11 protein-coding genes are annotated in these 12610 nt (G+C 40.9%); 7 read left to right on the top strand and 4 right to left on the bottom strand.

The genetic code is table 11. The features are described 5' to 3' along the window. The first annotated feature begins 18 nt into the window (after window positions 1-18). A complete protein-coding gene (locus MQE36_RS07700; RefSeq protein ID WP_242938583.1) occupies window positions 19-1473 on the top strand; it encodes a sulfatase family protein in 1455 nt (484 codons plus the stop codon). An 85-nt stretch (window positions 1474-1558) separates the two neighbouring features. On the opposite strand, the gene MQE36_RS07695 is transcribed toward MQE36_RS07700, so the two are convergent. From MQE36_RS07695 to alaS, 3 genes are all read right to left on the bottom strand, one after another. Next, on the bottom strand, window positions 1559-2899 hold the full coding sequence (locus tag MQE36_RS07695) for a serine hydrolase domain-containing protein (protein ID WP_242938582.1): 1341 nt from the start codon (window positions 2897-2899) through the stop codon (window positions 1559-1561). Between the two features lie 74 nt (window positions 2900-2973). Beyond that, the gene (locus MQE36_RS07690; protein WP_242938581.1) at window positions 2974-3921 is read right to left on the bottom strand and encodes a GSCFA domain-containing protein; all 948 of its coding nucleotides are present in this window, start codon (window positions 3919-3921) and stop codon (window positions 2974-2976) included. A 36-nt stretch (window positions 3922-3957) separates the two neighbouring features. Then, complete coding sequence (alaS, locus tag MQE36_RS07685; protein WP_242938828.1) at window positions 3958-6570, bottom strand: alanine--tRNA ligase; 2613 nt, start codon at window positions 6568-6570, stop codon at window positions 3958-3960. 118 nt (window positions 6571-6688) lie between these two features. Here alaS and MQE36_RS07680 point away from each other — a divergent pair, with 118 nt between their 5' ends. The 6 genes from MQE36_RS07680 to MQE36_RS07655 all read left to right on the top strand — a co-directional run bounded on the left by MQE36_RS07680 (window position 6689) and on the right by MQE36_RS07655 (window position 11817). Next, window positions 6689-7666: a M23 family metallopeptidase gene (locus tag MQE36_RS07680; protein WP_242938580.1), complete on the top strand. Its 978-nt coding sequence runs from the start codon at window positions 6689-6691 to the stop codon at window positions 7664-7666. Further along, window positions 7666-7995 (top strand): MerR family transcriptional regulator, encoded by a 330-nt coding sequence (locus MQE36_RS07675; protein WP_242938579.1) that lies wholly within the window; start codon window positions 7666-7668, stop codon window positions 7993-7995. Before MQE36_RS07680 ends, MQE36_RS07675 begins: the two co-directional genes overlap by 1 nt. A gap of 109 nt (window positions 7996-8104) precedes the next feature. Further along, window positions 8105-8701 carry a LemA family protein gene (locus MQE36_RS07670; protein ID WP_242938578.1) on the top strand — a complete coding sequence of 199 codons (597 nt, stop codon included), beginning with the start codon at window positions 8105-8107 and terminating at the stop codon, window positions 8699-8701. Between the two features lie 9 nt (window positions 8702-8710). Continuing rightward, on the top strand, window positions 8711-9151 hold the full coding sequence (locus MQE36_RS07665; RefSeq protein WP_242938577.1) for a TPM domain-containing protein: 441 nt from the start codon (window positions 8711-8713) through the stop codon (window positions 9149-9151). Beyond that, entirely contained in the window at window positions 9132-9962 is an 831-nt protein-coding gene (locus MQE36_RS07660) for a TPM domain-containing protein (RefSeq protein ID WP_242938576.1), read from the top strand. The genes MQE36_RS07665 and MQE36_RS07660 overlap by 20 nt, the downstream gene beginning before the upstream one ends. A gap of 91 nt (window positions 9963-10053) precedes the next feature. Continuing rightward, complete coding sequence (locus MQE36_RS07655) at window positions 10054-11817, top strand: MutS-related protein (RefSeq protein WP_242938575.1); 1764 nt, start codon at window positions 10054-10056, stop codon at window positions 11815-11817. Between the two features lie 16 nt (window positions 11818-11833). Here the strand turns inward: MQE36_RS07655 and MQE36_RS07650 are convergent, their stop codons facing one another. Further along, the gene (locus MQE36_RS07650) at window positions 11834-12334 is read right to left on the bottom strand and encodes an OsmC family protein (RefSeq protein WP_242938574.1); all 501 of its coding nucleotides are present in this window, start codon (window positions 12332-12334) and stop codon (window positions 11834-11836) included. Window positions 12335-12610 lie beyond the last annotated feature (276 nt).

Raw genomic sequence — 12610 nt, 5'->3', positions numbered from 1 at the left:
GGCGTTAAACCTAATTTCATGATTAAAAAAGTCTCTTTTGGAATTCTATGTTCCATATTCCTTTTCTCATGTAAAAATGAAAAACAAGAAAAGACAGAAGAAGTATCAGCAGCAAACAGGCAGCCCAATATTGTAATTGTATTTACAGACGATCAGGGATATGAGGATGTAGGTTGTTTCGGAGCCCCTGGCATTAAAACTCCCCACCTTGACCAAATGGCTTTGGAAGGGGTAAAACTTACCAGTTTCTATTCAGCTCAGGCTGTTTGTTCCGCATCAAGGGCCGGGCTTCTGACCGGATGTTACCCAAACAGGATCGGCATTCATAACGCCTTTATGCCTGATGCACAAACAGGACTTAACCCTGATGAAACAACTATTGCCGACATGTTAAAACAACAAGGGTACGCCACCGCCATATATGGAAAATGGCATTTGGGAGACCACCCTGATTTTATGCCAAACAAACAAGGTTTTGACGACTACTTCGGAATTCCTTATTCGAACGACATGTGGCCATTACACCCTCAGCAGGGGCCTGTATTTAATTTCGGGCCGCTCCCGCTTTATGAAAATGAAAAAGTAATCGACACGCTTACCGACCAGTCTCAACTTACAACCCAAATTACCGAAAGAGCAGTTTCTTTTATAGACAAAAACAAGGACAAGCCTTTCTTTTTATATGTAGCCCACCCGCAGCCGCACGTACCTCTTTTTGTTTCTGATAAATTTAAAGGTAAATCTGAACGCGGACTTTACGGGGACGTTATTATGGAGATCGACTGGAGTGTGGGCCAGATTATTGAAACGCTGAAGAAAAACAAACTCGATAAAAATACCCTTGTAATTTTCACCTCTGATAACGGACCATGGCTTGCTTACGGCAATCATGCCGGGTCTGCAGATCCGTTTAGGGAAGGAAAGGGCACAGCCTGGGAAGGAGGCCAGAGAGAACCTTTTATCGCCTGGTATCCGGGTAAATTACCGGCCAATAAAACTATCAGCACTCCTGTAATGGCCATCGATATACTTCCAACAGTAGCATCGGTTACAAACAGCAGCCTGCCTGAAAAGGAAATCGACGGAAAAAATGTATGGGACGTACTAACCGGTGAAACTACGGAAACGCCGCATGAAGCCTTTTATTTTTATTACCGGGTGAACGAACTCTTTGGTGTTCGTTACAAAGACTGGAAATTATACTTCCCTCACAGATATCGTACTATGGAGGGACAAGAACCTGGCAAAGATGGTCTTCCGGGAGCATATAGATTTGTAGACATGGAAGAGATCGAGTTGTATCATCTGGCTAATGATTCTATAGAATCGATAAACGTAGCAGATAAACACCCCGATATTGTAAAGAAAATCACTGCTTTAGCAGATAAAAAAAGAGAAGAATTAGGCGATAACCTAACAGGCATCAAAGGTTCTGAAAACAGGGAACCTGGCCGTGTAAAAACGGAAGAATAAACCTTGAATCATAAAGTCTTTTTGAATAAGAGACCTTCCAGGTTTTGAAAACCTGGAAGGTCTGAAATTTATCAAGTAAAAAGCATCAGTTATCCTCTTGCCTGATAAAATCATATTTTAAATTCCCTTGTTTAAAAAGGAACAGTTGCTTTCCGTTTTTTTTATAGAACGACATCTTGATTCCCGCCTGTTTAAACTCATATTCGGTATCGGAATACGGCGTAAGCGGAAAAGCACCCTGCCCTGTAGCCTGTCCGTATAACTCCCTGTCTTTTACAAACACTTTTATATCCAGCGGGAATTCCGGATTACCATATATTCCTTCATACGTTTTTAAGACAGTTTCAGCAACTTCTACCGGAGTTCTTGAAAAATCAGCGAACTCCAATGGCTTTCCATACACTGCATTGAGCAATTGTACTGATATGTCATTAGGATTAAAATAATTCGTCGCGTTGACGAACTGAACTAACAAAAGTCCATCTTCCCTGTTGTACCCAACTGTAGATCTATAACTTTCTATTCCTCCTGTATGCCCGTATAACTTCTTATCGTTAAAAGGAAAACTCGCTATTCCCAAACCATATCCTTCCTTTATGTCGAGCATTTTTTCTAAACTTTCCTGAGTTATTAACTTCCCTGAGAAAAGAGCTTCATAAAACACTGCTAAATCTTCAAGTGTAGCAGCCAAAGCCCCTGCCGACCATGCCCAGTCAGTATTCCATTCAGGCATTGTAGGCTCCCACTTATCACCTTTACGGAGATAGGATTTGGCAAAATACCTATTATCCACAGGCCTTCCCAGATACGTGTTTTTTAATTGCAGTTTTCTCAGGATTCCCTCCTCCAACTGCTTTTTATAACTATTCCCCGAAGCGTCTTCTATAATGTACCCTAACAGCATATAATTGGTATTGCTATACTCGTACCGGGCATCAGGTTCAAAAACGGTTTCGTACCCTTTAACTTTAGTTAAAAAAGCTTCTTTAGAAACCGGTTGACTTACATTTTCGATAAACCCTTCCTCATTCGTGTAGTTAAACAAACCGGATCGATGCCTCAGAAGCATTTCTACATCTATTTTATCTGCATTGGGGATACCCGGATAATACTTGGCCAGCTTATCAGACAGGTTTAACTTATTCTCTTCTGCTAATTGTAAAATAAGAGTGGCTGTATATGTTTTGGTTATAGAACCTATTAAGAATAACGTATTAAGTGTATTTTTCTTGTTATTTTCTAAGTTCTGATATCCTACCGATCGATTGTAAAGAACCTCTCCATGGTCCTTTATCAATACATTCCCAAAAAAAGCCTGGTGCTGCTCATAATGATCAAAAAGGCTATCGAGTTCAGCCAGCTTTACAGATTGCGCTGTTAATGTACATACGAACAATAAACTCAGGAGAAACACAATTTTTTTCATAAGGATCAATTTTCCTATAAATTTAATCATCAAAGGAATAAAAACCCTGTTTTTCCTGAAAGAAAACACCTTTATCAAAAAACCATCTCAGGGTATTGTTCTTTAATCCGGTCTATCCTGTGCTGGAGCTTCCTTCTAAAACTTCGATGCTGCCCAGAATCGGGATTGAATGGTTTATGATTCAACCCTTTCTGAATTTTATCTATTTCATCCATTAACTGATATGATTTGGGATCAACCCATACTTTTTTAAATTTTTCCCATATATAACTTACAGCCATAGCGTTTGGATGCACCATATCGTCGGTATAAAACCTATAGTCGCGCAGTTCATCCATCATAATCTCATACGCAGGAAAATAAAAAGACTGCTCCGCAGCAGAAATTGTCAAATGAGTTGCCGTCATTAAATGCGCCTTGCTTTGCTGGTTTTCTACAAAACCATCTTTTAAATGTCGTACAGGAGAAACCGTAAAGACTATCCGGACGTTTGGATTTATTCGTTTTATGAGTTTCAGGATCTTCTTATAACAATCTTCCAATTGCTCTACCGGCCACAAGACCTTATCAAATTCGTTTTGGGGGACTTTATGACAATTAGCCACTACCCTTTCTGCATTCTTTAACTGGTAAGCCCAGGCCGTACCACTCGTTATCACTATGAAATCTGCACAACTCAAGCTGCTTAAAGTAAGCTGTAACGCTTTATTCAGCCCCTCTAATACCTCTTGCTTTGACAAACCGCTTAAATCGGAGTGCGCCTCATAAGAATGCCATCTTTCATTTAAGAAGAAAATATCATTTTCAGTATATGACCTTTTTTGCTCTGCCCTTTCGAGAAGATTCAGGATTGCCTTAGGATGAAATAAAATACCAAACGGATTTACCTGGACAGAAAATTTAAAGTACTTCAGCTTTTCACCTATATTTTCAACAAAACAGGATCCCAGCATCAAGATCCGTTTATCGTAACTGATCTGATTTTTTTCAGGATAAAGCGGTATGTGAGTCTGTAACAGCATAATAATAAAAATTCCCGCCGAAGCGGGAATACTAAATTACAAAATATATGATTTTACTTTTTCCAATGCCTCTGGAATACCCGCAGGATTTTTTCCACCTGCTGTAGCAAAGAACGGTTGTCCTCCTCCGCCTCCCTGAATATACTTCCCGAGTTCCCGAACCACTTTACCGGCATTCAGATCTTTTTCTGCCACCAATTCCTTGGATATATAACACGTAAGCAATGCTTTTCCGTTATTTTCCGAAGCAAATAAAACAAAAAGGTTCTTAAACTCATTCCCCAGTTCAAATACCATATCTTTTAAGGCTCCCTGGTCCAAGTCGATCTTTTGCGCCGTAAACTTTACTCCGTTTACTTCTTCCAATCCGTTTCGAAGCTCTTTTTTAAGTCCTTTGGCCTTGGCTTTCTGTAGTGATTCGATTTCTTTTTTCAGTGCGGCATTTTCCTCCTGTAAGGATGTAATGACCTTAACCGGATCGTTTTTCGTTTTTAAAACCTCCAGTACTTTATCATAAGCCTCGCTTTGATTTTCGAAATACTGTTTGGCGCCATCGGCCGAAATAGCTTCAATCCTTCTTACCCCGGCCGCTACGGCACTTTCATAAGTAATCACAAAATGCCATATATCTCCTGTATTCTTAACATGAGTACCTCCGCAAAGTTCCATACTTTCACCAAACTTAATAGTACGTACGGTATCGCCATATTTTTCGCCAAACAAAGCTACTGCCCCTTCATTTATTGCCTGCTGGTATGGTATATTCCTGTTTTCCTCCAATGGCAATTGTTCTCTGATACGGGCATTCACAAATTCCTCTACCTGCTTTAGTTCTTCGGCACTGACCTTTGTAAAATGAGAGAAATCGAATCGCAGATAGTCTTCACTGACCATAGATCCTTTTTGCTCTACATGCGTTCCCAGCACCGATCGTAGCCCCTGATGCAATAGATGTGTTGCAGAGTGGTTAGCCGCAGTATTCCTACGGGAATCCGTATCGACCACAGCTTCAAAAACAGCTTCGAGATTATCCGGCAGATTTTTAACAAAATGGACGATCAGGCTATTTTCTTTCTTCGTATCCAGAATATATGTAACATCACCATTAGGAGCCTCCAGGTACCCTTTATCGCCTACTTGTCCGCCTCCTTCCGGATAAAATGGTGTAAGATTGAAAATCAATTGATACATTTCGCCTTCTTTTTTTGAAGTGATCTTTCTGTATCGCGTGATCTTGACTTTGGTATGTAGCATATCATACCCCACAAACTCCTCTTCGTCGTCTTCAATCAGCACATGCCAATCGCCTGTTTCTATTTTAGTTGCCTTTCTGGACCGCTCTTTTTGCTTCTGTAATTCGTTCTCAAAACCTTCAGTATCCAGGTCATATCCCTTTTCACTTAAAATAAGTGCGGTAAGGTCGATAGGGAAACCATAGGTATCGTATAGTTCGAACGCCTTCTTACCCGAAATAATCTTGCTTTTACTGTTGCTTATAACATTATCGAGTAATTGCAATCCCTGATCTAATGTTCTGAGGAAAGAATGCTCCTCTTCTTTTATGACGTTTTCGATGATTCCTTTCTGAGATCGTAACTCCGGGAACGTATCATGCATTTGATTCTCCAAAGTATCGACCAGCTTATATATAAACGGATCTTTCTCGTTAAGGAAGGTAAATCCGTAACGGATAGCCCTCCTTAATATTCGCCGGATCACATATCCGGCTCCAGTATTACCCGGCAACTGTCCATCAGCTATTGCAAATGACACTGCTCTTAAATGGTCTGCTATAACACGAATAGCGATATCTGTATTCTCATCCTTCCCATACTTTGAATTGGTAATAGTTTCAATTTCTCTGATGATCGGAGTAAATACATCTGTATCGTAATTACTCTTTTTACCTTGCAAGACCATGCAAAGTCTTTCAAAACCCATCCCGGTATCGACATGCTGTGCAGGCAGTTCTTCGAGAGAGCTATCTGCTTTACGGTTAAACTGCATAAATACAAGGTTCCACACCTCAATGACTTCCGGATGATCCTGATTTACCAATTCCTTACCGGAAACTTTTGCTTTTTCTTCAGCCGAACGGATATCTACATGTATTTCCGAACAAGGTCCGCAAGGCCCCTGTTCTCCCATCTCCCAAAAGTTGTCTTTTTTATTTCCGTTAAGGATTCTGTCCTCGCTGATGTATTGCTTCCAGATATCATAGGCTTCGATATCTTTCCCGAGCCCTTCTTTATCGTCACCCTCAAATACCGTGACATACAAGATCTCCTTATCGATTTTATATACTTCGGTTAAAAGTTCCCAGGCCCATTGAATCGCTTCCTTTTTAAAATAATCCCCGAAACTCCAGTTACCCAGCATTTCAAACATGGTATGGTGGTATGTATCTTTACCCACTTCTTCCAGGTCATTGTGCTTACCGCTTACCCTTAAACACTTTTGTGTATCTGTAAGCCTGGTATTTTTAGGTTTCTTGTTCCCCAGGAAGAATTCTTTAAACTGATTCATTCCCGCATTGGTAAACATCAACGTAGGATCGTCTTTGATAACCATCGGTGCCGAAGGGACTATCGTATGTTTTTTATTTTCAAAAAACGATAAAAACTGCTTTCTTATTTCTTGAGATTGCATCATAAAACTCTTAACTTTTTCTAAAAATTGGAGCAACTGCGAAACAATTTTTATATTTGTTCGTTAGCTAAATTCCAATCGCTCTCATTTAGAGTGCAAAAATAGAATATTTAAACTAATGTCGAAGGTAAAATATTATTACGATCACGAAACACTTTCATACAGAAGAATTGAACCTAAGAAAGGTAAAAAGCTGGGGTTGGTGGCCATATTCATTACCGGAATGATATTATCTGGTTTTTTATTCTTTATTGCCACAAGTTATATTCCCAATGTAAAAACCCCCAGGGTACTTTCTCTTGAACGGGAATTGAAAAACGCTGAACTGAATTACCAGATATTAAACAACAAGCTTACGCATATTGAGAATGTACTTGCTAATGTAGAAGAACGCGACAATAATATTTACCGGATCTATTTTGAGGCAAACCCTATCCCCGAAGAACAGAGGCAAGCCGGATTTGGTGGTGTAAACCGATATAAGCATTTAGAAGGTTTTGACAATTCTGACCTTATCGTCAATACTACAAAACGACTGGAGGTTCTTCAGAAAAGATTGGTCGTACAATCCAAGTCATTAGATGAAATCACCGAGTTAGCCAAGGAAAAAGAAGATTTGCTCCTGGCCATACCGGCCATACAGCCCGTTAAAAATGAAGATCTAACCCGAATTGCTTCCGGTTACGGATGGCGGTCAGATCCATTTACCAAAGCACGGAAGTTCCATTACGGAATGGACTTTACCGCGCCGAGAGGAACTCCGGTTTACGCCACAGGTGACGGTACCGTTACCAGAGCCGACAACCGGTCTTCGGGATATGGAGAACACATCCGTCTGGATCATGGCTACGGGTATGTCAGCCTTTATGCACACCTGAGCAAGTACAATGTCAGAAAGGGACAAAAAGTAAAAAGGGGCGATATCATAGGGTTTGTAGGAAGCACCGGCAGATCGCAGGCACCCCACCTCCATTATGAGGTTTTTAAAGACGACGAACGTATCAATCCGCTTAACTTCTATTACGGAAGTTTAACTGCGGACGAATTTGACGCTATGTTAAAAGCTGCTACTATAGAAAACCAATCGTTAGATTAATGCATATAGACCTTCCTGACAAATTGTATTACAGTATAGGCGAAGTAGCCAGGGCTTTTGATGTAAACACCTCTCTTATCCGCTTTTGGGAAAAGGAATTTGAGGTCATCAAACCTAAGAAAAATGCCAAGGGCAACAGGAAATTTACAAAAGAAGACATCAAAAACCTTCAGCTTATATATCATTTGGTTAAAGAACGTGGCTTCACCCTGGAAGGCGCCAAAACTCACCTCAAGGAAGAAAAGATGGAAACCCTTTCAAATTTTGAGATTATTCGTAAATTGGAGGGTATAAAAACTGAACTTATTAAAATTAAAGAACAGTTATAATAAGACTATAGCCTACAAATTTTTAGTCGAATCCGTTTGCCGGGATGTAACGAAATCATAACTTTATATACCTATTAACAAGCGAAACAATCTTAAAAACTAAACAGAAATGAAAAAGTGGTTAATTCCTGTAATTATAATCGTTGTTGTAGCATTCGGGTTATACCGATGGGCTGTCGGCATTAATAATACAGCTGTAACATACGAAGAAAATGCAAAAACTGCATGGGCAGACGTCGAAAGTACTTACCAAAGAAGAAACGATCTTATCGGTAACCTTGTTAAAACTGTTCAGGGTGCGGCCGATTTTGAAAAATCTACCTTAACCGATGTTATCGAGGCAAGAGCCAAGGCTACTTCAACGAACATCGACCCGACCAATATTACACCTCAACAACTGGAGGCTTTCAATCAGGCGCAGAGCGGCCTATCATCTGCTTTGTCCCGCTTATTAGTGACCGTAGAACGTTATCCGGAACTTAAAGCCAATCAGAACTTCCTGGAACTCCAAGCTCAATTAGAAGGCACAGAAAACAGGATTAATGTTGCGAGAGACCGTTTTAACGAATCTGTAAACACATACAACAAACACATTAAAATATTCCCGAACAGTTTGCTTGCCGGGATGTTTGGTTTTGATGAAATGGGACGTTTCGCCGCAGAAGCCGGAGCAGAAAAAGCCCCTGATGTTAACTTTGATTTTTAAAGGGTACCGATGTCTGTAGTTGAAGATTTTTTATCGCCTGAAGACGAACAGGAAATTGTAGATGCGATCCGTACTGCCGAAATGCAAACTTCGGGTGAGATCCGGGTACATATAGAAAGTACCTCACAAAACAAACCGGCTTTTGAACGTGCCAAAGAAGTATTTCACTGGCTTAAGATGGATAATACCAAGGAAGCTAACGGAGTTCTTATCTATATCGCTGTAAACGATCATACTTTTACTATCTGCGGCGACAAGGGCATTAATGACAGTGTTCCTGAAAATTTTTGGAATAGCACCAAGGATATCATGCAGGACTTTTTCAGGCAGAAACAATTTAAAAAGGGTTTAGTTGAAGGAATTTTAAAAGCCGGGAAAGAACTTCAGGCTCACTTCCCCTGGCATCACGATGACACAGATGAATTATCAAATGAAATATCAAAAGGATAAAAAAGTGCATTTAAATACGGTTAGAACTTACTTATGCCTGCTCGCAGGACTTTTGATATTTCATGTCTCACCTGCCCAATTCCGGATTCCTGAAACACCTGCTGACCAAACCAGTGTATACGATTATGTAAACCTGTTATCAGCCTCTGAAAAATCGGCGTTGGAGAATAAGCTCATCCGTTATTCCGACACCACATCTACTCAAATTGTAGTAGCCGTAATTTCTTCTACCGAAGGAGAAAACATCAATTATCTTGCTGCACAATGGGGACATGAATGGGGAATCGGACAGGAGAAAGAAGACAATGGTGTTTTTATACTGTTGGCCAAAGACGACCGACAGATTGCTATCCAGTCCGGTTATGGCGTCGAACACTTACTTACCGATGCCATGACTAAACGAATCATCACCAACGTTATTATCCCTGAGTTTAAAAAAGGTGATTATTATACCGGATTAAACAGGGGAGCGGATGTTATTTTCCAGGTATTGTCCGGTGAATACAAAGGAAGCCGAAAACCAGACTCAAATAAAATCCCTGCCGGGGCGATCATATTTATGGTCTTTATCTTTTTTATCATTATCGCTGCCTTGTCTAAAAAGAACCGGGATGGTGGTGGCGGATCCGGCGGCCGAAACCGTGGACTTGACATCTGGGATATGATCATCCTGAGTAATATGGGCCGGGGCGGCTTCGGAGGCTCTTCCGGTGGTGGCTTTGGAAGCGGTGGCGGTTTTGGCGGGGGCTTTGGCGGCGGAGGCTTCGGTGGCGGAGGCTTCGGTGGCGGCGGTGCCAGCGGTAGCTGGTAAGCTGCCTATAATCGATCCTTTTAACTTTTCCTTATAAGCAAACCAGTCGATAATTGGTTTCTTTTGTAAGCTATTAATTGAATCATATGTTATGCCTGAATCTTTTTACAGAGAGCAACTAACCGTTCACAAGGATGCCCTGAAAGCAATTAACAAAAAGTTATTCCTGTTCAGTATGCTTCGCTTACTGGTCTTTTTGGCCTTCGGGTCCGGAGTTTATTTTTTTCATAGTCATTGGAAGATTACCTTGCTTACAGCGATCACAGGCATAGGTGTTTTCCTTGGTTTAGTATCGTATTATTCCCGTTTACAATATCTGAAGAAAAAAACCAAAAAGCTGCTCGGTATTAACGAAACCGAATTAAGGGTTTTAAACCGGCAGTTTAACGATCTGGACAGGGGCGACGAATTTTCAGAAGCGAGTCATTTCTACAGCTACGATATCGACTTGTTCGGCAAAGGGTCTTTTTTCCAATATTTAAACCGGACATCTACCGGGGAAGGAAAAAGAGAACTGGCAGGCAATTTATTAAATAACGACCCTGCCCATACCATAAAGAAACAAGAAGTCGTTAAAGAATTAAGCCGGCAACCGGAATGGAGACAACAGTATTCGGCCATCGCTTCTATTATTGAATCCGATACCAGTACCGCACAAATTACTAACTGGATTAAAGCGTATAAAACTTACACTCCGAAACACACAAAAAAAATAGCATTTGGGTTTTCTGTGATCTCAACAGGCATTATAGCGCTGGCTTTTCTAAATATTATTCCTGAATCGTATGTTGTGTATTGGTTTTTAACCGCTTTAATCATTACCGGAAAGTATTTTAAAAAAACGAATATTCTTTCTGATCGTGCATCTAAGACCAAAGAAGCTTTTCAGCAGTATCACCAATTGCTGAAAATGATCGAGGAGGCCACATTTTCATCCGAGATGTTAAAAGAAAAGCAACAAACACTGACTTCCGGAAAAGAAAAGGCATCAGACATCCTGAAAAAACTATCAAAAGCCATCGATTCGTTAGACCAGCGAAACAATATGCTTTTCGGGGTTCTGGCAAACGGATTCTTTTTATGGGATCTCAGGCATGCCAACACCATTGAAGCGTGGATCATTACGCATAAGCACGATGTCGGGCAATGGTTCGATACAGTTGCCTATATAGATGCTCAGAATTCTTTATCGAATTTTGCATTTAACCATCCTTTATACTGTTTTCCTGTCCCAAAAAAGAATACCGGGGTCAATGCTACCGGTTTAGGGCATCCGTTGTTAGACCCGGGTAACAGAACCGACAATAATTTCGTTATCGATCATCAGGAGTTCTTTATCATAACAGGAGCCAATATGGCGGGAAAAAGCACTTTCCTCAGAACCGTTTCTTTAAGCATTGTGATGGCCAATTGCGGGTTGCCTGTATGTGCTTCCTCATATGAGTACACACCTATGAAACTCATTACCAGCATGCGCACATCCGACTCACTAAGTGACGGCGCTTCTTACTTTTTTTCGGAACTACAGCGCTTAAAATTTATTGTAGATGCCATTAAAACGGATCAATACTTTATCATCCTTGATGAGATTCTGAAAGGCACGAACAGTTCCGATAAAGCCATTGGATCGCGTAAACTGGTAGAACGCCTGGTAAAAAGTAATGCTACAGGAATTATCGCAACGCACGACCTTAGCTTATGCGAGGTTGCTAATGAACTGGATGTAGTAAAGAACTACTACTTTGATGCTGTCATTGAAGGTGACGAGCTCTATTTCAGCTACGAATTAAAGGAAGGTATCTGTCAGAACATGAATGCTTCGTTCTTATTGAAACATATGGATATTGTTGAATAAGGCTTATGCCTACAGATTATTCAAGATAAGTTTTAACCCGGGTGGCAGAAACAATTGTTTGGTACACCACACAATACCTTTCCGTAAGCTCCCGGAGCTTTTCAAGGCTTTCGGCACTTTCATGGCTTTCAACCTCGAAATACAAACGTATTTCCCTGAATCCTACAGGTGTATCTTTTGATATTCCCAAGGTTCCTTTCAAATCAAGATCGCCTTCAGCGGTCACCTTTCCACCTGCAATACGTAATCCCATTGAAGTCGCCACAGCATTCAGAGTTACCCCTGCACAGGCCACCAAAGCCTCCAGGAGCAAATCGCCCGAACAGGCAAGGGTTCCGTCTCCTCCGGTGGCCGGATGAAGACCTGCCTCCACTATCAGCTTTCCTGTTTCAACCTTACATGAGATACTGTTACCCAGTAACCCGTTAGCTTTTAAAGTAATGACAGCCGACTCCGGTTCTTCCCGGTATTTTTGTTTCAGCGGGGCTTGTATGCTTTTCAGATTTTCTGCTTTCATTTTACTTTTATTTACCCGATCATCGAGATTTAAATGCTCCGACGCTTGTCCTTGTGAAATATTCCAAAAGGAATTTCACAGGGCTTGCGTCGAAATGTTTTGCCATGCACCAGCTGGCCCCATCGCTAAAAAGGGCTACCAGACCTTTTCTTTACGCTTGCCCTCTCGTGGGCTTGCCCCCGAGGTAATTTACTGCCTATAAAAGTTACATCTTTTTTTGTAAAATGCCGACTATAAAAAAGCCGGCAATTAAAATTACCGGCTTCTACAGATATC

Source organism: Zhouia spongiae (assembly GCF_022760175.1).
Lineage (GTDB): Bacteria > Bacteroidota > Bacteroidia > Flavobacteriales > Flavobacteriaceae > Zhouia > Zhouia spongiae.
Note: the sequence above shows the minus strand (reverse complement) of the source record. Positions and strands in the feature narration are given on the sequence as shown.